The sequence below is a fragment of the Nocardia sp. CY41 genome (assembly GCF_009829325.1).
Classification (GTDB): domain Bacteria; phylum Actinomycetota; class Actinomycetes; order Mycobacteriales; family Mycobacteriaceae; genus Nocardia.
The window spans coordinates 140,980-165,042 of record NZ_VUOS01000024.1 but is presented as its reverse complement, the minus strand read 5'-3'; the positions used below and the strand labels follow the sequence as shown (position 1 = coordinate 165,042).

Sequence of the window (24,063 nt, the reverse complement as noted above, 5' to 3'; positions counted from 1 at the left end):
ATGCGCAATAGCATGACCATTCGAGCGAAGAAGCTCGTCAGATATTTTGCTGCTGCGGTCGGGGGGCTCAGCAAGTCCCGCATTTCAGGCCAGGAGAAACAATGGTCGACATTGCAATAGTGGGTATCGGCTGCCGTTTTCCAGGCGGCGTATTCGACCCGGAGAGTTACTGGAATTTCCTGCTCGGCAGAGGCGACGGGATCGTCGATATACCGCCGGACCGATGGAGCGTCGAAAAGTACTACGACCCGGATCCGGACGCGCCGGGGCGTATGTACACCCGGCGCGGCGGATTTCTCACCCAGCCGCTGTGGGATTTCGACGCCGATTTCTTCGGCATCGCTCAGAAGGAGGCCGCCATCCTCGACCCGCAGCAGCGGCTGCTGCTGGAGGTCACCTGGGAGGCGCTCGACGACGCAGGCATGGCGGGCCGGGTCTCCGGTCACCGCGTCGGCGTCTACGTCGGCGGCTTCATCCTCGACAACGTGCTCGGGCGCAGCGGGCCGCTGGTCCGCTCGGCGATCACCAGCCACACCGCGATGAGCGCCTCGCACACCTTGCTGTCCAACCGGATCTCCTATCTGCTCGACCTGCACGGCCCCAGCCTGACCGTCGACACCGCGTGCTCGTCGTCGCTGGTGGCCACGCATCTCGCGGTGCAGGCGATCGCCAACGGCGAATGCGAGATCGCGCTGGCCGGCGGGGCGAACGCGATGCTGCAGCCGGAGACGTTCATCTCGATGTGCAAGGGCCGGTTCTTGTCGGTCGACGGGCGCTGCAAGACCTTCGACGCCGCCGCCGACGGGTACGGCCGCGCCGAGGGCGCGGGCGCGGTGCTGCTCAAGCCGCTGGATCTGGCGCAGCGCGACAACGACCGCGTCTACGCCGTCATCCGCGCGACCGGCGTCAACCAGGACGGCCGCACCATGGCCATCCCGGTGCCGAATCCCGTTGCGCAGGAACAATTGGCCCGCCAGGTGCGCGACGACGCCGGCGTGGCGGCGCACGAGGTGAGTTATCTCGAGGCGCACGGCACCGGCACCGCGGTCGGCGACCCGATCGAACTCTCCGCGCTGGGCGCGGTGTACGGCGCGGTGGACGGCCGCGGCGAACCGGTGCCGGTCGGCTCGGTGAAGAACAACTTCGGGCACACCGAGGCCGCGGCCGGGGTCGCGAGCCTGATCAAAGCGGCGCTCACCCTGCACCACCGCACGGTCGCGCCGCAATTCGAGCTGCGCACACCGAATCCCGAGATCGAGTTCGACGAGCTTCGACTACGGGTTCCGCTCCAGCCCGAACCGCTGCCCGCGGCACCGGGCAAAGGCGTGGTCGCGGTCAACGGCTTCGGGTACGGCGGCACCAACGCCCACGTCATCCTGGTCGAAGCACCGCCGCGGGCCGCACGCGCCGAGGACGAGCGCCCGGTGCCGAAGGTCCTGCCGATCTCCGGCCGCCACGAGACCGCGGTCCGGGCGCTTGCCGACGAACTCGCGCACGCGCTCGACCGCCATCCCGCCGACGCGGTCACCGCGGCCGCGTGGACCCGGCGCGCCCATCACCCCCTGCGGGTCGGCTTCGCCTACGACGACGCCGACGATCTGCGCGCCCAGTTGCGCGCCTTCGCCGTGGGCGAGGGCCGGGCTCCGTCCCGGGTCATCGGCGACGGCGAGGTGGAGCCGGTCTTCGTCTTCAGCGGTATGGGCCCGCAGTGGTGGGGCATGGGCCGCGAACTGCTCACCACCGACAGCACGTTCGCGAAGGTGGCCAGGGAGATCGACCGCGAGTTCGTCTCGATCGCGGGCTGGTCGATCCTGGACGAGATGCTCGCCGACGAGGCCGACTCGCGGATCATCCGCACCGCCTACGCCCAGCCGGCCAACTTCGTGCTGCAGGCCGCGTTGACCGCCGAACTGGCCGAGTACGGCGTGTATCCGGCGGCGGTGGTCGGGCACAGTGTCGGCGAAGTCACCGCCGCGTACGTGTCCGGCGCGCTGTCGCTGCGGGACGCGCTCACCGTCAGCTACCACCGCGCCCGGCTGCAGGCGACCACCGCGGGCACCGGCGGGATGCTGGCGCTGGGCATGTCCGAGAACGAAGCGCGGGAGTTGCTCGCCCGCACCGACAGCATCTCGATCGCCGCGGTCAACAGCCCGGGCGCGGTCACCCTCGCCGGCGACAGCGGGGACCTCGAGTTGCTGCGCGACACCTTGTCGGCCACCGGCACGTTCGCGCGCAGCCTCCGGGTAGAGGTGCCCTACCACAGCCACTTGATGGACCCGATCCTCGACGATCTGCGTGCGGCGCTGAGCCGGCTCGGGCCGCGGGACGCGAAACTCACCACGTACTCCACGGTGACCGCCGCCGAGATCGCGGGCACGGAATGGGACGCCGACTACTGGTGCCGCAACGTCCGGGAACCGGTCCGGTTCGCCGACGCCATCGGCGCGCTGGTCGACGCGGGCCACCGGGTCTTCCTCGAGGTGGGCCCGCACCCGGTGCTCAGCGGCAACATCCGCGAGATGCTGATCCATCGCGGCGTGATCGGCGCCGCGGTCACCACGCTCTCGCGCGATCTGCGCGACCGCAACAACGTGCTGCGCGCCGTCGCGGATCTGTATGTCGCCGGCTCGCTGGACGGCTCTACCGTGCCGGGCCGCCCGGACTCGGTCGTCGAGCACCTGGACCTGCCCGCGTACCCGTGGCAGCGCAAACGGGTCTGGCACGACGAACCGGTCACCCTGCTCGATCGCCTCGGCACACCGGACGGCTACGCGTTGCTCGGCGACCGCACCGCGGCGGCGGACTCGGAATGGGAGGTGCAGCTGTCGGTCTCGCGGCTGCCGTGGCTGCGCGACCACGTAGTGGACGGGCATGTGGTGCTGCCCGGGGCGGCCTATCTCGACGCCGCGCTCAGCGCCGCCGTCGAGCGCACCGGGCGCACGAGCGTCGGCCTGGAGTCGGTCGAGTTCGTCGCGCCACTGGTGATCGACGAGCACGACGTCCCGGTGCTGCGGGTGAGCGTCGAGGAGTCGACCAAACGCTTTCAGATCCGGTCACGCCCGGCCACCGCGGCCACCTGGACGCTCAACGCCCACGGCAGGCTCATCGAAGCCGACTTCGCCGCCGCCGTCGTGGAGGTCGAGGCCCCGGAGCACGCCGCCGCCGTCGCCGGCCCGGATCTCTATCGCGGCTTGGCGACTCGCGGCCTCGACTACGGGCCTGCCTTCCAGCGCATCGTCTCGGCCGTCGTCGGCGCGGACGCGGTGGTCGCCTCGCTCGCACCGGTCGAGGAACCCGCGCCGGTCCGGCACCTGGCCCATCCGGCCGTGGTCGACGCCGCGCTGCAATGCGTCGCCGCGCTGGCCGCGGATACGGACACAGACGTGGCGATCGTGCCCGCCGCCATCGCCGGGGTGCGGCGGCTGGGCCCGCTGCCCGAGCGCCCGCGGGTCGTGGTGACCCGGCGCGGGGTGGACCCGCTGCGCGCCGACATCGCCGTCGTCGGGGAGCACGGCGAGGTGGCCATGCGTCTGCTGGGTGTCGAGTTCCGCCCGGTCAGCGTGACTGTCGATGCCACCCATCAGCTGGAACGGGTGTTCTACCAGCCCATCTGGGAGATCGTCGAGGCCACGTCCGGCGCGCCGGCCGAGGCGGAGCTCGTGGTCGCCGTGTGCGTCGGCGCCGACGCGGCCGACCGGGCGACCACGCTGCTGGGCGACCGTGCCGACCGCACCGTCGTGCTCGCCGACCCCGACGCCGACGACAACGACGAGCGCCTGCGGCTGGCGTTGCGCTCCCCCGACGGCGAGCCGATCGGCGAACGCATCCGCGTGGTCGGCGTGTTCGGCGCGGCGTTCGACGCCGCGCGCAACGTCTACTGGCTCGCGCGCGTGGCGAACGCGATCGAGCATCTGCTCGCCGACGCGCCGCACGTCCGCGTGCACGGCATCGTGGTCACCGAGAACGCGCTGTGCACGCCCGCCGACAGCACCGCCGAGGTGGCACACGGCGCACTGGTGGGTGCGCGGCGCGCCCTGCTGAACGAGCAGCCCGCCGCGGGCTGGCGATTGGTCGACGCGGACCCGCAGGCCACGACGCTCGCCGATCTCGTTCTCACCGACGACGTGCTCGACGAGATCGGTGTGCGCGGAGCCGACCACTGGGCGGTGCGGCTGGACCGCAATTTCGGCACGCACCTCGAGCAGCGCAACCGGGCCACCCCGCTGCCGGACCCGGAAGCCTCGTTCGTCGTGGAGATCCCCAAGTCACGGCTGATGTCCGACCTGGCCCTGCGTGAAACCGAGCGGGTCGCGCCCGGTCCCGGCGAGATCGAGGTCCGGATGGAGTCGGCCGGGCTCAATTACAAGGACGCGATGAAGGTCATCGGCGTGCTCACCGAAAAGGAGCTCGCCGGCACCTATTTCGGCACGACGGTGGGCATGGAGGGCTCCGGTGTGGTGGAGCGCGTCGGGCCCGGCGTCACCGGCGTCGCGGTCGGCGACCGGATGATGGTGTGCGCTCGCGACATCCTCCGCAAGTACGTGACGATGCCCGTCGACGCGGGGGCCACCATGCCGCACGGCCTGCTGCCCGGAGCGGACTACGACCCGCTGACCTGCGGATCCGGCTTGCCGTTGCTCACCGCCGAATTCGGCTTGCGCACGCTGGCTCGCCTGCGGGCCGGTGAGACCGTGCTCGTGCACGGCGCGGCGGGTGGCATGGGCATGGCCGCGGTGCAGGTCGCGCTGGACATCGGCGCCACGGTGATCGCGACCGCGGGCACGCCCGAGCGGCGGGCGCGGGTGCGCGGGCTCGGCGCGCAGCACGTGCTGAACTCGCGCTCGGCCGACTTCGTCGACGAGATCGCCGAGCTGACCGGCGGACGCGGCGTCGACGTCGTCTACAGTTCGGCGCCCGGCGAGATCCTGCGCCAGAATTTCCGGGTGGCCGCGGAATTCGGCCGGGTCGTCGACATCGGCAAGGCCGACATCTACACCGGCGGGGTCATCGATCTGGAGCCCTTCGACCGCAACCTGACGTTCTTCTCCGTCGACATGGACCGTGCACTGGCCCACGACCCGGAACTGCTCCGCGTGCCGATGCGGGCCAGCCACGCGGCGTTGCGCGCGGGGCGGTACCAGTACCTGCCGTATACGGCTTATCCGGTGTCGGAGCTCGCCGCGGCATTCGAGTCCGTCGCCCGATCCGACCAGATCGGCCGAGTGGTGCTCGACCTGCGCGAGGAACGCCCGATGGTGCGGCCCGCGATCGCCTACCCGCGCATCGACCCGGACGGCTGCTACCTGGTGACCGGCGGTTTCGGCGGGTTCGGCTCGGCCACCGCCCGCTGGCTGGTCGCCGAGGGAGCCCGGAAACTGGTGCTCGTCGGCCGCAGCGGAGCCGCCACGCCACAGGCCCGCGAACAGGTCGCGGCGTTCACCGCGGCAGGGGTGACGGTGATCGAGGAACGGGTGGACGTCGCCGACTACGCCGCGACGGCCGCCCTGGTGGATCGCATCCGGTCGGTCGGGCCGCTGCGGGGCGTCTTCCACGCGGCAGGGGTGGTGAACAACCTGCCCGTCCCGCAGATCACCCGGGAGTCGCTCGACGAATTGTTCGCCAAAGTCCGCGGAGCGCAATATCTGGACCGAGCGGTCGAGGCCGCGGGCATCGAGCTGGACATGTTCGTGCTGTACTCCTCGATCAGCGCGCTCGGCTGCATCACCCCGCAGGTCGGTTATGCCGCCGCCAACGCCGCGCTGGACGCGCTCGCGGCCCAGCGGCGGGCTCGCGGCGCCGCGGCGCTGGCGGTGAACTGGGGCTTCATGAGCGGCGGCGGCATGGCCGACAAGACCGAGGCGCTGGTGGACTACGTCAAGTCGATCGGGTTCCTGCCCATCGACATGGACCGCGCCACCGCCTTGCTGCGTGAATGCCTGACCCTCGACAGCGCCCAGGTCGCGGTGGCCGATATCGACTGGACGGTGTGGTCGCGGGTGGCGCGTCCGTCCACCGACACCCGGCGCTTCCGCCAGTTGCTCGCCGACATCGGCGTGACCGGTGAGGCCGGCGGCACGCTGCGCGCGGAGATCCTCACGCTGCCCACCGAACAGCGCGCCGACTTCGTCGCCCAGCGCCTCGCCGGCCAGCTCGCTGTGGTGCTCGGCGTGGACACCGAAGCCATCAACATCGACGAGCCGGTCACCGACCTCGGCATGGACTCGCTCATGGCGATGGAGTTCGGGGCCCGCACCGAGAAGGAGCTCGACATCAAGATCTCCGCACTCGAACTCAGCAGGGGCCTGTCCCTGCGCGGCATCGGCGCCAAGGTGGTCACCCAGTTCGCCGAGCCCGCCGACGCGCAGGCCGCGGCATGAAAGGAAGCGATATGTCCACCGAGTTGATCGCCTACGCCGACATCGACACCGTGCTGGGCCACCGCGACGGGCGGTTCTTCGGCGAGGGGTACAAGCGGATCACCCACCGCATCTTCGACATCACCGTCGACCGCGACGCGGAGGACCGTCCGCGGCTGACCGCGACGGCGGGGGTGCACTATCCACTCGACTGGTCGCGCAAGAGCACCCGGGTGCTGGTCCCCCATGTCAGCAGCATCGACTGCTCGATCTTCGGCTATCGGCTGCTCGAGGTGATCCTGCGCGAGTGCTTCGGGCTCACCGACAGCGAGATCCGGTCGTGCTGGGTGCCTTTCGTCCAGTTCAGCAGCGGGACCATCGCGACGGAGTCGCTGACGGAGTTCGCGATCAGCGCGACGGTCGTCGCGGTGGAGGGCAACACGATCAGCATCACCGGAGCGCTGGGCGGCGGCATGAGCCTGGAAGCCACCGTGGCGCTCCCGGCGCCACCGCGCCCGCCACAGACGGCGAGCCGCACGGCGCACGAGACCGGGCGTGGATACTTCCACGGCGGGGTGTACGCGCGCGGGCAGTATCTGCGCAACGTCGTCGTCTCCGACGGCGGCAGCCGCGCACAAGCCGATTTCACTCTCGCGGAACCGGATTCGGCGGGCCCCTGGCATGGTGTCGCAGACGCCTACCAGCCTTCCGTCACGCTGGTGGACGCGACGGTGATCCTGGCACAGCTGTCCCAAGTCGTGCTGTACGAGCTGGACAACATCGCTCGCAAGGACAGCGAGACCCTGTGGATGCGCCGGATGACCGCGCGCGCGTCCGCTCCCCCGCCGCCGTTCACCTCCGGCACCGCGACCACGCGCATGGCCCGCTCGATGGTCCTCGCCTTCGGCGGCGGCGACTGGCGCATCTCGAGCTGGGCGTCGGACTTCGCGGGCTGTGCGATCCGCTACGACCTCGCACACCGTCTGCCGGCCTGACCCGCGCATCCCCGAACACTGAGAAAGGCACTCCCATGTCGGGAAACAACTATCGACGCATCGTCATCTCCGGCACCTATTCGACCGGGAAGACCACGACCTCCACGGCGCTGTCCCTGCTGACCGGCATTCCCCGGGTGGACGCCTCGTCCGCTCGCGAGGTGGTCACCGAGCTCTATCCGGGCATGCGGTTCCAGGATCTGAGCACCACCGAGCTGATGGCGCTCGGCTTCCGCAGGCTGGAGCTGCGCATCCAGGCCGAGGCGATCCTCGATGCCCAAGGCGGATTCATCGCCGACGGCTCGGTGCTCAACGAGTGGATCTACGGCACCACGCGGCTCGTCACCGGCCCCAACCCCGGCTCGTCCCGTTGGCACAAGGCCGTCAAGAACACCCTCACGCTGCCCGGCCGGCCGTTCTATCGCCGCTACCTCAACGCCTACGGCGACATGGCCCGGCAGCGGGCGCGGCAGAACTACGACATCTTCTTCCATCTCCCGGTGGAGGTGCCGATGGACCCCGACGGCCACCGGCCGGTCGACGAGCGCTATCGCGCCATCTCCGATCGGCAGCTGCTGCATGCGATCAGCGAACTCGGACAGCCCGTCGTGACGGTGCGCGGCACCCCGGAACAGCGCCTGGAATCCATCGTCTCGATGCTCGACATCCCCACCGTGATGGACATCGATGTCGCGGTGAAGGAGGCGATGGAAGTCGTGCGCAGCAGCCGTGAGCGTGTCCAGGAAACGATCATCGCCCAGCAACAACCGCACACTCTCGGCCGCAAGATCAAGTTCGCCACTCGCGTTTAGGAGCACGCCATGACCGTCCTGCTGGACAAGACCAAGCGCTACAACCCGATCGACTCGTGGTTCTACGACAACTTCATCTCCGACGCGGTGCGCGAGATGACCCCGACCCTGTTCGACGACATCGTCGCCCAGCTCGACGATGGTGCGCAGGTGCTCGACGTCGGTTGCGGCGGTGGGCAACTCGCGGTCGGCCTGGCCACCACCGGGACCTCGTTGCGGCTGACCGGCATCGACCTCTCCCCCCAACAGGTGCGCAGGGCACGCAAACGCGGTGCGGCGCTGGGCAGCCGCATCCAGTTTCGGGAAGGGTCGGCGATGGACCTGCCGTTCCCTGACGGCGCCTACGACGCGGTGATCAGCTCGGGTTCGATCAAGCACTGGCCGAATCAGCGCAAGGGGCTCGCGGAGATGCTCCGCGTCTTGCGGCCCGGCGGCCTGTTGCTGGTGATCGAAGCCGATCGCGGCTGCACCTTCGAGGACGCGCGCGCCTTCGTCGACCGCTGGAAGCTGCCGCAGCCGATGGCGCGGGCGTGCCTGCCGTTCTTCCGCACCTACATCGCCGGCTACGGCATCGATCTGGAGGACGGCCGCGACCTGGTGGCCGATCTCCCGGTCACCGACGCGACGGTGCGCCGCATCCCCGGCGAGCCGGGGATTCAGATCACCGCGCGCAAACGGGACGAGTGAGCACCGGCCGCCTCGGCGAATCGGGCCCGTAGCGGGCCGGGCGGCGGTACGGCCGAGACGCCGCCCGGCCCGGCAGCGGGGACGACCCGATGCGCACCGGCGGGGTGGGCGCTCACGAGCGCCGGGCGCGCAGCGGTTTGCGCGCGGCCTCCTCCATCACCTGGTCCTGCCGGTCGGCGGGCACGAGGGCGCGAATGTCCTCGCGCGAGCCGATCATCAGTTTCTGCAGGATGGAGGCCATCTGGGCGTCGACGGTCTTGTAGGAGCTGCCGCGCCGGGCGGCGATGGCGGTGTTGGTCCAGCCCGCCGCCGCCAGCACGGCCACATCCTGTTCGGCCGCCGACAAGTCCTCCCAGTGCGAGGGCCGGTGGCGCCGGACCGGATGCTCGACGGGTAGCCGGTCCAGCGTCAAGGTGCCCAGCGCCAGCTGCACCACTTCGCCGAGTTCGGGACGCAGCAGCGCACCCTCTCGCTGCGCCTCCGCGAAGTCGGCGTCGCCCAGGACCGCCCGGGCGGTGTCGGCCGCGATGTCGGTCTCGACGGCGAACGGGCCGAGATTGGCGATGTCGACACCGATTCGCTCGCGCAGCGTGGCGCCGCCACCGAGCAGGCGCGCGACTTCGCGCGCCTGCTCCGTCACCGCGCCGGAACGTTCGCCCGCGGTGTCACGGATCATCCGCGACAGCGCCCACGCACGAACGTGGACGGCCCATACCACGCCCCACTGATCGCGCATCGTGAGCTGGGTGGTCAGCGCCGCCTGCGTCACGGCGAGCGCTTGCTGCGGGTCGCCGTGCTTGATCAGTGCCATCGCCCGAGCCAGTCCGGCCCAGGACGTCGCCCATCGCGCGCCGGAGCGCTGGGCGTGCTCCAGATGCCGTCGGGAGATCTCCAAGGCCCGCGCCGATTCGCCGAGCAACGCGGCCGTCATCGCTTCGAAGAGTTCGCTCATCGCGGCTCCCCCAGGGTCCCCTGCGGCGGAGAACTTCTCGCGCGCGCGGGCCAGCACGGCGAGCGCGCGCACATCGCGAGACACCAGCATCAGCTCGGCGCCTCGGGCGAATTCGACCGGGGCGGGCAGATCGAGATCACGGTCGTGCTCGCGCCAGCCTGTCCGGGCGGCGGGGTCGGGCACGCACAGCGCGACGCACTCGTCGAGCATTCGATCCGCGTAGTGGTGCAGGCCTTGGCACAGGCTGATCCACGCGATCAGCGACATCGCCGTGACCTGCAGCGACACCGGCTGCGGGTCGAGGGCGCGGCTGACGGCCAGCGTGCGCTCGGCCCAGCGGCGCGGTTCGCGCAGCGAGCCGGTGAGAAACGGGCTGCGCAACGCGATCAGCCCGGCGGCGATCTCGAGTCCGACGGCGGCCTCCTCCGGCGTGGCGAGGCTACCGGCCATGGCGCACAGTAGGTTGTCCCAGGCCGCGCGGGCCCAATCCAACAGTTCCTGTTCGTCCGGGCCGAACCATCCGGTTGCCGCCGCCAGCACCTTGTCGCGGTAGTAGCGGCGGTGCCTGCGCACCAACCGGTCCCATTCGCCGTCGCGTTCGGCCAGCCGTTGCTGGGCGAACAAGCGGACGCTCTCCAGCAGCGAATACCGCACCGTGGTCGCGGTCAGATGCACCGAGACCAGCGATTGGTCCGCCAGCCGCTCGAGCAGACCCTCGATCTCGGCGCGGGCCAGGCCGGCCGGCTCGTCGTCCGCGCAGACCGCCTCGATCGCCTCCAGCTCCGCGCCGACGTCCGCCTCGGCCGGGTCCGCGTTCTCGTGATCGACGTCGTAGCCTGCCGCGAACACCGACAGCCGGTCGAACAGCAGCCGCTCCTTGTCCCGGCACAGGTCGTAGGACCAGGCGATGACGTCGCGAATGCCCTGGTGCCGCGCGTCCGCGCCGACCCGGGGGCCGTGCGACCAGCGCAACCGCCGGTCGCTCGCCTCACCGCTGAGATCCCGCAGGATCATCGGCAGCGGCTGACGCAGCAGCCGCGCGGCGGCCAGCCGGATGTAGAGCGGATGGTTGTGCACGTGGCGGCAGACCGCCACCGCCAGCTCGGCCTCGTCGTCGGCGACGGTGTGCCCGATCAGGTCGGCGCGGGCGCGGAACAAGGCCAGCGCCTGGTCCCGCGACAGCGCGGGCACCGGCACCAACTGCTCGTCGACCCAGCCGATGGCCTCCCGGCTGGTGGCCAACACGGTGAGACCCGGCGCAGCTTCCAGCAGATCGGCGATCACCCGGCCCGCGCCGTCCAGGACGTGTTCGCAATTGTCCATCACCAGGATCGTCTGCAACGTGCGCCCGACCGCGTCGCGGCGGCGCAGCGTGTCCAGCACCGCCTCCCACGCCGAGCGTCCGGAGAAGTCGGCGTCGATCAGCGACCGCGCGAGCAGTTCCTCCACCGCCGCCGCGTCGGCGCCGCGCGACAGCACGGCCAGGCGCACCCAGTGCACCGGAACGCGCCGGGCCTTGTGGAACCGGTGCACGGCTTCGGTCGCCAGCCGGGTCTTGCCGATGCCGCCCGCGCCGATCAGGGTGACCAGGCGGGTTCCGCCCAGCAGCGCCATCCCGATCTTCTCCAGCTCACGCTCGCGCCCCACGAAATCATTGGCGCTCGCGGGTGGGAACCCCGGACTCGACGCACGTCCTACCGACACAACAGGGCAGCGTAGTCGGGTCGCCCGAGAAGATCGGCAAGTCTCTACCGATGTGCGGCACCCACCTATACGCGGACCATTGCGCTGGCGCGGTAGACGATGGCACGACCGGAAGGACACGACGGTGGGACAGATACTCGTACTCGGGGCGGGCGAATGCGGATTACCCCTCGCTCATCGACTGCTGCGCGGCGGACGGCCGGTCACCTTGGTGACCGACCGGGACGCCGAGGCGGTCCTCGCCGGCACCGTGACCAGCACTCAGGTCAAATTCTCGCCGACACAGGACCTCGAAGCGGACCTGGGCCTGGGTTACTGGCGCTCGATCGCGCCGAATATCGAAGGCATCCGGTTCACCATGGCCGTCGACCGCACGACCGTGGTCACCTGGGCCGGACGGCTCAGCCGCCCCGCGCAGAGCGTGGATCAGCGAACGGTGTTCGCCCGCTGGCTCGGCGAGTACCTGGCCGAAGGCGGCGACCTGCGCATCGCCGAGCCCTCCGTCGCGGATATCGAGCACAGCGCCGCTGACTACGACCTCACCGTCGTGACCCGCGCCGGTCGCGACCTCGCCGGCTGTTTCGAGGCCGACCCGGCGTGGCCGACGCCCGCCGCGCCGCTGCGGCGGCTCGCCGTGCTGTACCTGGACGGTGTCGAGCCGGACCCGGAGGGCCTCGGCTCCTACACCACGCTGCCCGAGCACGGTGAAGTGATCTCCTACCCGGGCCTGACCGGGCGGCCGGGGCAAGAACGTCACTGCGAGATGCTGCTTTTCGAGGCGCGGCCCGGCGGCGCGCTGGACGTGTTCGACCAGCACGGCACGCCCACGCAGCGCTGGGCACAGGCCAGGCGACTGCTGGAGACGCACCTGCCGGTCGAACTGGCCGAACGCTTCCGGTACGCGCAGCCGACCGATGCCGGGGCGACGCTGGTGGGCGCGGTGACTCCGGTCATGCGCCGTCCGGTCGGAGCGCTGCCGTCGGGCAGGCCGGTGCTGGGCGGAGGCGACGTCGTCTGCCGGATGGACCCGGGCGGCGCACAGGGCGCCAACAACGCCGTGCACTGCGCGCTCCGCTACGGCGAGGCGATCCTGCACGACCCGGACGGCCCCTACGACCGCGCGTGGATGGAGTGGGCCGCCGCGCCGTGGCTGACGGCCGTCGCCCACCCGGCCGCGCGGTGGACGGCGACGGTGCTCGATCCGCCGCCGGCCATGCAGGAGATGATGCTGGCCGCCCAGCACGACCCGACGCTGGCCGACGCTTTCGCCGATACCTTCGCGCGACCGGCGAACCTGGCCCGGCTTGCGGCGAAAGCGGCCTCCTGACCGTTTCCCGGCTCAGGGCTGCCAGGGCGGTGTCGCGGGGAAGACGACCGGCAGCGCGGCCATGGCCCGATGGAAAGGCCCTGGCCGCCAGGTCAACTCGCGCACCGGCACGGCGGGCCGCAGTTCCGGCAGCGCGTCCAGCAACTGGTCGACCGCGTCCTGCGCGATGAGGTAGGCCGGGTCGCGGGCGGGGCAGGCGTGCGGCCCGGCGCCCCAGGCCAGATGCGACCGGTTTCCGCTGTGGTTGTCGCCGCTGATCGCCGGATCGTTGTTGCAGGCGGCGAAACTGATGACCACCGGTTGGTGGGCGGGCAGCCACACGTCCTCGATCAGGATCGGCTGGCGCGGGTAGGTGACCGAGAAATTGGCCATCGGGGGGTCGGTGAACAACACCTCGTCCAGCGCGTCGCGGGTGGACAGGCTGCCGCCGAGGACGTCGCCGCCGAACCGGTCGTCGGTCAGGATCAGCAGCAGAGTGTTGACGATCAGGTTCTGCAGCGGTTCGATGCCCGCGCCGTAGAGCACGACGAGCTGGTGGATCACCTCCGCGTCGTCCAGGCCCGCCGGATGCCGCAACAGTCGCGTGGTGATGTCCCGGCCGGGCTCGGCGCGCTTCAGTTCGATCAGCCGCAGCAGCGCGGCGCCGAGCCTGCGGTTGCCCTCCTCGGCGTCCACCCCGTCGAACACGGCGGCAGTCGCGGCAGCGACCTCCCGGCCGATCTCCGGCGGGCAGCCCAACATGGCGTTGATCACCTCGAACGCCAGTGGAAGGGCGTACTGCGACACCAGATCCGCGCTGCCTGCCGCGCAGAAGGCGTTGATCAGCTCGGCGGCCGTCCGCTCCACCGTCTCGTGCAGGGCGTGCAGGTCCACGGCATTGATGCTCGCGGTGTTGGCCTGGCGGTAGCGGGCATGCGCTTCGCCTGTGGCGCGCATGGCGTTGGGACGCCACTCCAGCACCGGCAGCACGGGGCAGTCGGCGGGGACGTCGGCCTGCCAGGTACGCGGGTCCGCGGGAAAGTGCTCCGGGTCGTGCATGATTCGCACGGCGGTGTGATAGTTCAGCACCAACGTCGCCGGCACGCCCGGGGCCAGTTCGACCGGCGCCATCGAGCCGTAGCGGGCGCGCATGTCCCGGTAGGCGCGATGCGGATCGGCCGCGAATTGGGGAGAGTACAGCGACACACGCTCGCCCCGGTGTTCGATGGGCGAACCCTGATGGGTGCCGGGCTGATTCGTCGTCTGGTCGAGGTTTCGGGGCGTGGTCAACGCGTGACTCCCACAGTAGAAGCGTCTTCGGCGAGCTCGAGCGGGCCGCGGCGACGCCGTCGTCGTCGTACGGTCCATGCCGTGCACCGCCGCGCCGCCTCGGCTCGACCGCGCATCGGATCGACACACAGGATGGTCGCGTAGGTAGAGTGCGGGCATCGGTAGTAGCGGCCCGCCTGCGGTGATGCGCCGACGGTCGCGCTCTCGAACCCACTCCGATGCTGAGCATTCGCTGTCGGTCGCGGCTCGGACGGGCAGGTCCGATGCACGACGACGGAGCCGACGGCGCGCTCGCATCGCTGGAGGCACAAGCACTTCCGGGTGCAGACGCCTGGTGTATAACTTCCATCGGCCCGGTCGACCTCCACCGACAAGCGATAGCGAGACACGATGCACGGTTACCTGAATCAGGTGTCCCAAGGCACGACCCCCTCCGGCTATCCCATGCGCGAGCCCGAAACCCGCGCGGTCGAGCCGCCCCGCACCGCGGATCTCCTCGTCAGCGCGCTGTTGTGGTTCCTGCCCGCGACGCTGGCCGCGATGTCGACCGTCCTCGCGCCGTGGTTCCTGATGGCGGGCGGCATCTGCGCGTCCAAGCCGGAGTGCCGGGTCGACACCAGCGCGGGCGTCTGGATCATGGTCGGTGGCGGGATCGTCGGATTCGCGGTGGGCGTGCTGCTTTCGGGGATGGCGGCCCGGCAGGGGCGCGCGTTGTTCCCGGGAGCGCTCGTCGGTGCGGTGCTCGTTCTGCTGGCCTGGGTCGCCGCGTCGTTCCTCATGGGCTGAGTCGGACAGCCGTTGGAACGACTGTGGCCGAACAGGTTCCGGGTCCGCGCTCGCGAGGTCAGTGCGCGTCGTAACCTTGATAGTGGGCCGGCGCGGTGGCGCGCACCCGTTCGTCGGTCCAGTGCTCGACGCGATCCGGGGCCAGGCGCGCGGGATCGACCGCGAGATCGCCGGTGCAGCAACAAATCGGTCGGATGACGGGCGACACGCGGTCAGCACTTGGTCGTCGGTGCCGACACCCGTCACTATGCCGTCGGTGGTCTCGAGGGCGCGCACGCTGGTGCGCCACCGGCATGTCACCCCGCGTGCCACCAGCGCGAGGGTGCGGTAGGTCTCCGCACTGTCCATCGCGAGTACGGCGAGTTCCGGTGTGGACACCACCGCACGCCGCCCCGCCCGATTCGTCCCTGTCACGGGAAACTGGCGCGGGTGTACTATTCGCCGGGATCACACCACCGCGGGAGCTCGGGCACGGCCGGGCTGAGAGGGCGAAACCGCACGCGTCGCCGACCGCATGAACCTGTCCGGGTAATGCCGGCGTAGGGAGAGCGTTTCCGTCATGTCGTCGACCCGCGCGAGCGCGCCGCAGGAAGCGCCGCTGACCCTCGACCAGCCGGCGCCGAAGGTGCTCTCGTTCTGGGACCAGAGCGCGTTCTGGGCGAATCTCGGCGTCAGCCTCATCGCGTTCTCCGGCGCGTACACGGTGCTCGCGCCGAACGCCGAGGGCGCCGCGCGGATCTCGATCGCGGCCGGAATCCTGGCGACCGTCCTCGGCACGCTGGTGGGCGGACTGATGCTCGGCGCCGCCGCGCTGACCGGCGCGCGCACCGGACAACCCGCGATGGTCCTGCTGCGCGGGTTGTTCGGCGCGAAGCTCAGTTACCTGCCCACCGTGCTGAACATCGCCCAGTTGATCGGATGGGGGACCTTCGAGCTGATCGTCATCGGCGACGCGGCCGAGGAACTGTTCGGCGGCGGCCCGCACTGGCTCTACGTGGTGGTCGCGGGGGTGCTCACGACAGTGCTCACGATCTGGCCGCTCGGCTCGGTCCGGTTGCTGCGCAGGTTCGTGACCGCCGGCGTCGTGCTCGCGCTGGTCTGGTTCTACGCGCAGTTCTTCCGCGCCGGTCTGCCGGATCTGCGGGCGAATCCGGGCCCCCAGGGAAGCGGGCCGTTCGGCGTCGATTGGAACCTCTTCTGGATCGCCACCGACGCCGCCTTGGCGGTCTCCATCTCGTGGGTGCCGGTCGCCGCCGACTACACCCGGCACGCCCGCACCGGCCGCTCGGCGTTCGGCGCGGCCGCGGGCGCCTACGCGCTCACCCAGATCGTCGCCTACGTCCTCGGTCTGTTCGCGCTGGCGCTCGCGGCCGGCGACGACGGACCATACGCACCGTTTTTGCAAGTGAGCCTCGGGGCGGTGTTCTTCTTCGTCTTCGTCGTGCGGGAGGCGGACCAATCGTTCGCGAATGTGTACTCCACCGCCGTGTCGATCCAGAATCTCGCGCCGCGCGTCGACCGCCGGGTGCTCTCGATCGGCCTCGGGGCCCTGATCACGATTCTGGCGCTGCGGTTGGACATGGCGGACTACTTCGGCTTCCTCGGGCTGATCGGTTCGGTGTTCGTCCCCTTGCTCGGAGTGCTCGTCGCCGATTTCTTCCTGCGTGCCCACCGGGAGTGGAACACCGCGCCCGACGCGCCTGCGCGATGGGGAATGGTGTCCGCCTGGCTGACCGGATTCGCGGTGTATCAACTGATCAACCCGGGCGACGCCGGGGTGTGGACCGAGTTCTGGGAGCACGCGCGGCGGGCTCTGCACTTCACCCCGCAGGCGTGGATGAGCGCGTCGCTGCTGTCGTTCCTGGCAGCGCTGATGGTGGCATGGCTGATCGGGAAGGTGGCGGCGAAGCCCCCATCCGCGTAGTGGATTTGCCACCATGGAGGAATGGGCCGGATCAGGATCGGGACATCGGGCTGGGTCTACCCGCCCTGGCGCGGGACGTTCTACCCACCGGGCTTGGCGCACAAGCGCGAGCTGGCCTACCTGTCGGAGCGACTCGACAGCGTCGAGATCAACGGCTCGTTCTACTCGTTGCAGCGTCCGTCCAGCTACCAGCGGTGGGCGGAGCAGACGCCGGACGACTTCCTGTTCGCGGTGAAAGGCAGCCGCTTCATCACCCATATGAAGCGGCTTCGCGACGGTGACGAACTGCTGGCCAACTTCCTGGCGTCCGGCCCGCTGGCGCTCGGGCCCAAGCTGGGGCCGATCCTCTGGCAGCTGCCGCCGACCTTCCGCTTCGACGCCGACGTACTGGACGCCTTCTTGTCCCGGCTGCCGCGCAGCACCGAGCGGGCCGCCGAGATCGCGCGGCGGCACGACCACCGCGTCGACCCCGCGCACACGAGCACCGACGCCGATCGGCCGATGCGGCATGCGCTGGAGATCCGGCACGACAGCTTCGTGACCCCGGCGTTCACCGAGCTGCTCGCCCGCCACGGCGTGGCACTCGTCGTCGCCGACGCCGCGGGCAAGTATCCCCTGCTGGAAGAGGTCACCGCCGATTTCGTCTATATCCGGTTGCACGGCCACGACGAGCTCTACGTCAGCGGATACACCGACGAGGGCTTGGACATGTGGGCGGAGAAGATCCGCTCGTGGGCCGGGTCATGCGACGTCTACACCTATTTCGACAACGACGCGAAGGTGCGGGCGCCGCGCGATGCGATGGCGTTGCGCGAGCGCTTGGCGCCGGCCGTGACACCACGGCCCGCCAAATGAGGACAGAAAGGTGGCGGCGGTGCGGCAGGTCGCGGTCTGTGGGCCGAGGGAGTGCACGCGGCAGGAAGCGGAATGGGCGCACGTGGTGGGCGGACTCTTGGCGCGCGCTGGTGTGACCGTGCTCTGCGGCGGCGGTTCCGGGGTGATGGCGGCGGTCGCCGCCGGAACCGCCGAGGCCGGTGGGCTCGTGATCGGCGTGCGCCCGGACACCGACCGCGGCGCGGTGTGTCCCGGGTTGTCGGCGGTGCTGTTCACGAATATGGGTGAGGCGCGCAACGCGATCCTCGTCGAGTCGGCGGACGCGGTGATCGTCGTCGGCGGCTCGTGGGGAACACTGTCGGAGGTCGCTCTCGCGCGGCGGCGCGGCGGTATTCCGGTGGTGTCGCTCGGTGGTTGGGACATTCGCGACGCGCAGGGACATCCGGTGGCGGCGACGGTGATCGCGGCCGACCCGGCAGACGCGGTACGCCGGGCGCTGAACGGGATCACAGCCGAACCGATCTGAAGTCGTCCATCGCCTTCGAATCATTGCCTCGCACGCGTATTCGGCACGTCTGATGTCTCCGGTATTCGCAATCGAATTGCCTTGAACATCAGGTTCCGCACTGCCCGCCGGTATCTGGATTGCCCAGTGACCTGATCCGCACTCGCGCAATACTTTCCGATCGCGCATTCTTGCGCTTCACGCAAGTTTCGCTACCGTGGAGGACGTGGCATTCGTCCTCGGTCTGCGCGAGCGCAAGAAGCTCGCCACCCGCGAGGCGCTCGGCTTCGCGGCACTGGGGCTGGCCGTGCGGCGCGGGCTGGACAACGTCCTCGTCGAGGACATCGCCGCGGCGGCCGGGGTGTCGCCGCGGACGTTCAACAACTACTTCACGAGCAAGTACGAGGCCGTCTGTTCGGTGGCGGTGGACCGCGCCCGCCGGATCGCGGACCACCTGCGCACCCGCCCGGCCGACGAACCACTGTGGCCTGCGGTGATCCACGCGGTTCTGACGGAGTTCCGCGACGCGGAGCCGCCCGACCCCGCGTGGACCGCGGGTGTCCGTCTGATCACCCGGGCGCCCGCGCTGCAAGGCGAGTACCGCAGATCGCAGGCGGTGATCGAAGCCGCGCTCGCCGAGGCGATCGCCGAGCGCACCGGCCACGACCTCGACACCGACATGTTCCCCCGCATCATGGCGGGCGCTGTCGCGGCAGCACTGTCCGTGGCCGTCGACCGATGGGTCGACGCCGATCCCCCCGTTCCCGCGCTATCGATCATTCTCGAGGCGCTGCGGCAATTGTCCCTTCTCCCAGGAGCGTTCCCGATGGACGTGCCCACCCAACAGACCCTCGCCGTCCCCGGCGCCACTCTCTACTACGAGCAGCGCGGCGCCGGGCCGCTGCTGTTGCTGATTCCCGGCGGCAACGGCGACGCCGGAACCTTCGACGCGATCGCCGAACGTCTCGCCGACCGTTACACCGTGGTCTCCTACGACCGGCGCGGCTTCACCCGCAGCCCGCTCGACGGGCTACCGGACGATCGCGTGGTCACCGACGCCGTGGATGCCGCGGCGCTGATCACTCACCTCACCGATCAGCCCGCCCACGTTCTGGGCAGCAGTTCGGGCGCGATCGTCGCCCTGGAACTGCTTCGCACCCGGCCGGAACTGGTCCGCACCCTCGTCGCGCACGAACCACCGCTGGCCACCCTGCTGCCCGACGCCGAGAAGTGGCTGGCCTTCCTGGACGGCGTCCACGAGCGAAGCAAGACCGAGGGCACGCCCGCGGCCATGGCGGAATTCGCCGCGGGCATCGGCCTGCGGATCGCGGCGCCGCCGGCCGAGCCGTTGCCGCCGGAAGCCGTCGCCATGGTGGGCAGGATCCAGCAGAACCTGGTCTTCTGGATGGAACACGAGCTGCGTCAGTATCCGCGATACGCGCCGGACCTCGCGGCATTGCGTGCGTCGTCGGACCGGCTCGTGCTCGGCATCGGTCGCGAATCGCGCGACACCTTCCCCGCCTTCCCGAACGCCGCGCTCGCGAAGGAACTCGGCCTCGAACTCGTCGAGTTCGCGGGCGACCACGTCGGCTACCGCAGCGCACCCGACGAGTTCGCCGCCCGGCTCGACGACATACTCACCCGCGACGACCGCTGACGGCGGGCTAAGCCGACTGCCGCAAGGGATGTAGGGCGGCCAGCGCCCGCAGGGCGTCGGCCCGCGAGATGGGCTGGTCGTTCTCCAGGGCGGCCAGCTCCAGCTCGATCCAGTCGCGAATGAGCGCCGACATGGTGACGCCGCGCTGCTCGGCGGCCTTCTTGACCCGCTGGTGCAACTCCAGCGGGATGCGCAGCGACGTGGTGACGGTGACCGTGTCCTCGGCCCGCAGCGGCGGAGGCAGCTCGGCCGGGGCGACGGGTGCGTCGGTGTACTCCAAACCGGACAGGAAGTCCCGGACGGCCTCCGGGTTCGTCGGATAGTCAGTCATCGGCGTGCTCCCAACGCTCGAGTTCGGCCACCTGAGCCTCGGTCATCTCGACCGCGCCCAGGATGTCCCACTGCCAGCCTTCGGCGCGGCGGACAGCGACGATGAGCGGCCGGCCCGCCTCGGTCCGGCCCCACACCGTCAGGACCGCGAGCTCGTTCCGGCCACGCGCCTGCCGAGGCCATCGGCGAGCGCCCATGAGCACCTGCAGCACTTCACGCGGGTCGATCCCCGCCAGCGACAACAGTGCCCACTCAGGCCAGTTATAACCCACGATCAGGGATAATACAAGTGTATTGCCTCGACGCTCACCGCGCTCGGGCGCGGGACAGATTCCAGCTCTGCCAGGAGTCCTCCTCGAGGTCGGCGCGCAGCCGGCTGCGCAGGTCCGCGCGCAGCGGCTCGGGGAGCCGATCGGTCGCGGGCAGGATATCCGGCGAGAGGGTGCCCAGATAGTCGAGGTCCAGCGCCTTACCGCGCTGCCAGCGATCGATGTTCTCCCGCGCGATCAGGCGCTCCGGATCGAGAACGGCCAGCGCCAGCAGCGTCACCATGGCGGTGCCCAGCACGGCGCGGGGCAGCCAGGCCCGGCGCAGCCGCAGGACGGCCACCGCGACCAGCAGGTAGACCGAGCCGAGCCACAGTTCGCAGGCTTCCACCAGCAGGCGCAGCACCGTGAACCCGTAGGCCTGCTGGTAGGTCCACATCCGGCCGAGCGCCGAGGCGACGATGACCAGCGCGAGCACGCTCACCGCCGTGAGCAGCCCGCGCAACCACCACCGGTCGGCGACGGTGTCCTGAGCCGCCCAGCGCAACACCACCATCAGCACCGCGAGGGTCAGCACGGTGACGGCCGACAGCTGCCAGAACCCGCTGCGCGCATACTCGGCGTAGGTCAGGCCCGACGTCTCCTGGACGTAGTCGTCACCGCCGAAGAGCACCACGAACTGGGTCGCGACGAACGCCGCGAACAGGATCGCGAGCGCACCGACCGGCAGCGCCCATTCCGTCCGGCGCAACGTCCGTCCACCCGCCGCCGCGGTGGCGGGCGGCGGCGGGCCCGCGAGCACGAACAGCGCGCCGAGCGTGCCGAGACCGCCCAGCGCGAACAGCACGGCCCAGCGCAGCACCGACGGCACGTCCACGTCCGGGGTCACGGTCTCGAGCAGCGCGGCGAACATCGCGTCGGCACTGCCGAGCAACGGCACGAACACCGCGAGCAGCGCGACGGTCACCACGACCGACAATCCGAGCCGCCGCGCCCGTGCCGCGTTCCCGCCGCGCGGCCGCGCGATGCCGGCGTAGGCCCACGGCACGGCCGCGGCCGTCTCGAGCCAGACCGCGAGGGTGTCGTAGAGGATGCCGTTGACCGTGCGGCGTCCGACGACCGCCGGCGAAGCGGCGACGCAGGCCGCGATCACGCACAGGGCGAACAGCCACCCCGCCGCGCGAACGGCCCCTACCGCGAGCAATGCCAGTGTCAGCGCCGCCCACCACGGCCGTCCCCCGTATCGCTGCCGGCGCCGGGACTCGGTGTCCGCCTGTTGTTCGGGCATCGTTTTCGCTTCGTCCGCATCTTCTTCCGTCGTGACCGCCGCCCGCTTGCGCGCATTGCGGTCGACGAGGAAGACCGATGTCGCAGCGACGCAGGCGGCCAGGAGCCACCCGATGCCGGGCCGGTCCCAGTGGATCAGGACGGCGGCGGCCAGCCCGGAGACGAGCGCGGCGACGGCCACGCCAGGCGGGCGGGCCACCCGGCGCCACTTCGGCGGACGGGGAACGAACACCGGCCCGGTCACCGGCGGAACGGCGGTCTCCGCAGGCGCCTCGGCCACCGCTGTCCCCGACCGTCCAGGTGGCGCCCACACCGATGGCGGAGCAGTTCCCTCGCCGGAATCCGTAGCAGATTTCTCGGGTGCACCCCGCGGGGCACGGCCGATTTCCTCGGCCACCCCCGTGGGCGCCGGGGCAGCCTTCCAGGCGGATTCGGGTTCTGGAGGCACGGTTTCACTCCTTCGATAGGCGTGCGGAATCACCCCGGCTCCGCTCGGGCGGTCCGGGTCGGTTGTGTGGCAGGTCAGCGGCCGGGCAGAACCACCCGGATGCGGGAGCCCGGATCGGCGACCGCGATGGTGCCGCCGTGCAGGTCGACCACCCAACGGGAGATGGCGAGGCCGAGCCCGGTGCCACCGCCCGCTGTGCGGCCGCCTCTGGTGAACCGGTCGAACACCCTGGCGCGTTCGTCGAGGGGGATGCCGGGGCCGTCGTCCTCGACATCGATCACGACCCCGCCCTGCGACGCCCGCACCGCCAGGCGGACCTCCCCGCCGGCGGGCCCGTGGCGAGCGGCGTTGTCCAGCAGATTGAGCAGCACCTGGTGCAGGCGAGCGCGGTCGGCGAAGACGCGGGCGGTGCCGGGCAGCACGTCGGTGCGGAAGCGCACACCGCGTCCGAGGGCGGCGGTCATCACTTCCGCTTCGGCGACGACGTCGGCCAGCAACGGCGCGATCGGCAACTCCTCGCGATCGAGCCGCAAGGCGCCCGCTTCGATGCTGGACAGGTCGAGCAGTTCGGAGACCAGCAGGGCGAGCCGCTCGGTCTGGGCCAGCGCGGTGCGCAGGGTGGCCGGGTCCGGTTCGGAGACGCCGTCGACCAAGTTCTCCAGCACCGCGTTCAACGCGGTAATGGGCGTGCGCAATTCGTGCGAGACGTTGGCGATGAGGTCACGGCGTTGCTGATCGGCCGCCGCCAGGTCGGCGGCCATCTGGTTGAACGCCTCGGCCAATTGCCCGACTTCGTCGCGCGAGCTCGCGCGCACCCGCAGGGTGTAGTCACCGTGGGCCATCCGCTTCGCCGCCGCGGTCATCTCACGCAGCGGCCTGGTGATGCCGTGGGCGAGGAACTGCGAGGTGACCAACGCGATCACCACCGCGGCGATCGTGGTGCGCGGCGGCAGCCAGCCGATCTTGAATCGGAAGAATCCGAAAGCGACACCGCCGGAACACAACATGAGGACGGCGAGCTTCAGCTTGATCGACTTCACCGGGTCCAGTGGCCGCGGCAACAGCTCGGCGATCCGGTCGCCCGCTCGCCGCAACCGAGGCCACCCGGCACCGGGACCGGCGTTCATCGCGCCTCCAACGCGTATCCGACGCCGCGAACGGTGCGAATGAGGTCGGCGCCGAGTTTGCGGCGCAGCGCCTTGATGTGACTGTCCACCGCGCGGGTACCGGCGGCGTCGGACCAGTCCCAGACGTCTTCGAGCAACCGCTCGCGCGCCAGCACCGTGCGCGGGCGACGGGCCAGCCGGGCCAGCAGATCGAATTCCAGTGGCGTGAGCAGCGCCTCGACGTCCGCACGCCAGACCCGGCGCTGGTCGACGTCGATACGTAGGTCGCCGACCAGGATCGTCGCGCCTTCGCGGTCGGCCGCCCGGTCCATCCGGCGCAGCAGCGCGTGTACCCGGGCGGCGAGCACGCGCAGCGAGAACGGTTTGGTGAGATAGTCGTCCGCGCCGACGCCCAGGCCGACGAGCTGGTCGGTCTCGTCGGCACGCGCGGTGAGCATGAGCACGGGCACCGGCCGGCGCGCTTGAATTCGACGGCACACCTCCAGCCCGTCGAACCCGGGCAGCATGACGTCGAGCACCACCAAGTCGGGCTCGACGGCCTCGGCGGCGGTGACGGCCGACGGGCCGTCGTGCGCCAGGTCGACGGTGAACCCCTCCGCCCGCAGGCGCGCCGCGACGGATTCGGCGATGGTCATCTCGTCGTCCACCACCAGGATCCGCCGTGCGGCCTGCGGTGCGCTGTGTTCCATGCACCGAACCCTAGCCACCGGTTGTGGAGGAATCCGCCGTCGATTGTGGAGATTCCGTGTGCATCCGCGGAGGGCGGAGGTTCACGGCCGGGGCCACGGACGCTTGTC

18 protein-coding genes and 1 riboswitch are annotated in these 24,063 nt (G+C 70.6%); of the genes, 10 read left to right on the top strand and 8 right to left on the bottom strand.

Annotated elements, in window-relative coordinates; genetic code table 11:
- Nucleotides 1–101 precede the first annotated feature (101 nt).
- The 4 genes from GVY64_RS26570 to GVY64_RS26555 are packed head-to-tail and all read left to right on the top strand — an operon-like array spanning nt 102 to nt 8,850.
- Nucleotides 102–6,377: a type I polyketide synthase gene (locus GVY64_RS26570; protein WP_159846942.1), complete on the top strand. Its 6,276-nt coding sequence runs from the start codon at nt 102–104 to the stop codon at nt 6,375–6,377.
- An 11-nt stretch (nt 6,378–6,388) separates the two neighbouring features.
- Nucleotides 6,389–7,351, top strand: a complete 963-nt coding sequence (locus GVY64_RS26565) for an AvrD family protein (RefSeq protein WP_159846939.1) — start codon at nt 6,389–6,391, stop codon at nt 7,349–7,351.
- Nucleotides 7,352–7,386: 35 nt separating this feature from the next.
- Entirely contained in the window at nt 7,387–8,163 is a 777-nt protein-coding gene (locus GVY64_RS26560; protein ID WP_159846936.1) for an ATP/GTP-binding protein, read from the top strand.
- A 9-nt stretch (nt 8,164–8,172) separates the two neighbouring features.
- Nucleotides 8,173–8,850 carry a class I SAM-dependent methyltransferase gene (locus tag GVY64_RS26555; protein ID WP_159846933.1) on the top strand — a complete coding sequence of 226 codons (678 nt, stop codon included), beginning with the start codon at nt 8,173–8,175 and terminating at the stop codon, nt 8,848–8,850.
- Nucleotides 8,851–8,962: 112 nt separating this feature from the next.
- Here the strand turns inward: GVY64_RS26555 and GVY64_RS26550 are convergent, their stop codons facing one another.
- Nucleotides 8,963–11,449, bottom strand: coding sequence for a helix-turn-helix transcriptional regulator (locus tag GVY64_RS26550; protein ID WP_159846930.1), 2,487 nt, complete (start codon nt 11,447–11,449; stop codon nt 8,963–8,965).
- A 181-nt stretch (nt 11,450–11,630) separates the two neighbouring features.
- Between GVY64_RS26550 and GVY64_RS26545 the strand changes: the two genes are divergently transcribed.
- On the top strand, nt 11,631–12,833 hold the full coding sequence (locus GVY64_RS26545; protein ID WP_159846928.1) for a styrene monooxygenase/indole monooxygenase family protein: 1,203 nt from the start codon (nt 11,631–11,633) through the stop codon (nt 12,831–12,833).
- 12 nt (nt 12,834–12,845) lie between these two features.
- Here the strand turns inward: GVY64_RS26545 and GVY64_RS26540 are convergent, their stop codons facing one another.
- Nucleotides 12,846–14,102, bottom strand: coding sequence for a cytochrome P450 (locus tag GVY64_RS26540; protein WP_201298161.1), 1,257 nt, complete (start codon nt 14,100–14,102; stop codon nt 12,846–12,848).
- Nucleotides 14,103–14,492: 390 nt separating this feature from the next.
- Here GVY64_RS26540 and GVY64_RS26535 point away from each other — a divergent pair, with 390 nt between their 5' ends.
- A complete protein-coding gene (locus tag GVY64_RS26535; RefSeq protein ID WP_159846925.1) occupies nt 14,493–14,888 on the top strand; it encodes a hypothetical protein in 396 nt (131 codons plus the stop codon).
- Nucleotides 14,889–14,946: 58 nt separating this feature from the next.
- Here the strand turns inward: GVY64_RS26535 and GVY64_RS26530 are convergent, their stop codons facing one another.
- A complete protein-coding gene (locus GVY64_RS26530) occupies nt 14,947–15,096 on the bottom strand; it encodes a hypothetical protein (protein WP_159846922.1) in 150 nt (49 codons plus the stop codon).
- A gap of 239 nt (nt 15,097–15,335) precedes the next feature.
- Nucleotides 15,336–15,451: riboswitch (TPP riboswitch) on the top strand.
- Between GVY64_RS26530 and GVY64_RS26525 the strand changes: the two genes are divergently transcribed.
- The 4 genes from GVY64_RS26525 (at nt 15,448) to GVY64_RS37330 (ending at nt 19,808) form a co-directional block, all read left to right on the top strand.
- Nucleotides 15,448–16,812, top strand: a complete 1,365-nt coding sequence (locus GVY64_RS26525) for a purine-cytosine permease family protein (protein ID WP_159846919.1) — start codon at nt 15,448–15,450, stop codon at nt 16,810–16,812. (Overlaps the previous riboswitch by 4 nt.)
- Before the next feature lie 21 nt (nt 16,813–16,833).
- Nucleotides 16,834–17,667: a DUF72 domain-containing protein gene (locus tag GVY64_RS26520; RefSeq protein WP_159846916.1), complete on the top strand. Its 834-nt coding sequence runs from the start codon at nt 16,834–16,836 to the stop codon at nt 17,665–17,667.
- A gap of 19 nt (nt 17,668–17,686) precedes the next feature.
- Nucleotides 17,687–18,172, top strand: coding sequence for an LOG family protein (locus GVY64_RS26515; protein WP_159846913.1), 486 nt, complete (start codon nt 17,687–17,689; stop codon nt 18,170–18,172).
- 205 nt (nt 18,173–18,377) lie between these two features.
- Nucleotides 18,378–19,808, top strand: a complete 1,431-nt coding sequence (locus GVY64_RS37330) for an alpha/beta fold hydrolase (protein ID WP_201298159.1) — start codon at nt 18,378–18,380, stop codon at nt 19,806–19,808.
- 7 nt (nt 19,809–19,815) lie between these two features.
- Here GVY64_RS37330 and GVY64_RS26500 read toward each other — a convergent pair whose 3' ends face one another.
- The 5 genes from GVY64_RS26500 to GVY64_RS26480 form a co-directional block, all read right to left on the bottom strand.
- Nucleotides 19,816–20,139: a CopG family transcriptional regulator gene (locus tag GVY64_RS26500; protein WP_063022683.1), complete on the bottom strand. Its 324-nt coding sequence runs from the start codon at nt 20,137–20,139 to the stop codon at nt 19,816–19,818.
- On the bottom strand, nt 20,132–20,410 hold the full coding sequence (locus GVY64_RS26495; protein WP_159846910.1) for a hypothetical protein: 279 nt from the start codon (nt 20,408–20,410) through the stop codon (nt 20,132–20,134). The genes GVY64_RS26500 and GVY64_RS26495 overlap by 8 nt, the downstream gene beginning before the upstream one ends.
- A gap of 34 nt (nt 20,411–20,444) precedes the next feature.
- The gene (locus GVY64_RS26490; RefSeq protein ID WP_236567217.1) at nt 20,445–21,971 is read right to left on the bottom strand and encodes a DUF4153 domain-containing protein; all 1,527 of its coding nucleotides are present in this window, start codon (nt 21,969–21,971) and stop codon (nt 20,445–20,447) included.
- A 242-nt stretch (nt 21,972–22,213) separates the two neighbouring features.
- Nucleotides 22,214–23,266 (bottom strand): HAMP domain-containing sensor histidine kinase, encoded by a 1,053-nt coding sequence (locus GVY64_RS26485; protein ID WP_159846907.1) that lies wholly within the window; start codon nt 23,264–23,266, stop codon nt 22,214–22,216.
- Nucleotides 23,263–23,955, bottom strand: a complete 693-nt coding sequence (locus GVY64_RS26480; RefSeq protein ID WP_159846904.1) for a response regulator transcription factor — start codon at nt 23,953–23,955, stop codon at nt 23,263–23,265. Before GVY64_RS26480 ends, GVY64_RS26485 begins: the two co-directional genes overlap by 4 nt.
- Nucleotides 23,956–24,063: the final 108 nt, after the last annotated feature.

Coding starts and splice junctions, on each gene's coding strand:
- GVY64_RS26570 (WP_159846942.1), top strand. CDS start 102: ATGGTCGACATTGCAATAGTGGGTATCGGCTGCCGTTTTCCAGGCGGC.
- GVY64_RS26565 (WP_159846939.1), top strand. CDS start 6,389: ATGTCCACCGAGTTGATCGCCTACGCCGACATCGACACCGTGCTGGGC.
- GVY64_RS26560 (WP_159846936.1), top strand. CDS start 7,387: ATGTCGGGAAACAACTATCGACGCATCGTCATCTCCGGCACCTATTCG.
- GVY64_RS26555 (WP_159846933.1), top strand. CDS start 8,173: ATGACCGTCCTGCTGGACAAGACCAAGCGCTACAACCCGATCGACTCG.
- GVY64_RS26535 (WP_159846925.1), top strand. CDS start 14,493: ATGCACGGTTACCTGAATCAGGTGTCCCAAGGCACGACCCCCTCCGGC.
- GVY64_RS26525 (WP_159846919.1), top strand. CDS start 15,448: ATGTCGTCGACCCGCGCGAGCGCGCCGCAGGAAGCGCCGCTGACCCTC.
- GVY64_RS26520 (WP_159846916.1), top strand. CDS start 16,834: ATGGGCCGGATCAGGATCGGGACATCGGGCTGGGTCTACCCGCCCTGG.
- GVY64_RS26500 (WP_063022683.1), bottom strand. CDS start 20,139: ATGACTGACTATCCGACGAACCCGGAGGCCGTCCGGGACTTCCTGTCC.
- GVY64_RS26485 (WP_159846907.1), bottom strand. CDS start 23,266: ATGAACGCCGGTCCCGGTGCCGGGTGGCCTCGGTTGCGGCGAGCGGGC.
- GVY64_RS26480 (WP_159846904.1), bottom strand. CDS start 23,955: ATGGAACACAGCGCACCGCAGGCCGCACGGCGGATCCTGGTGGTGGAC.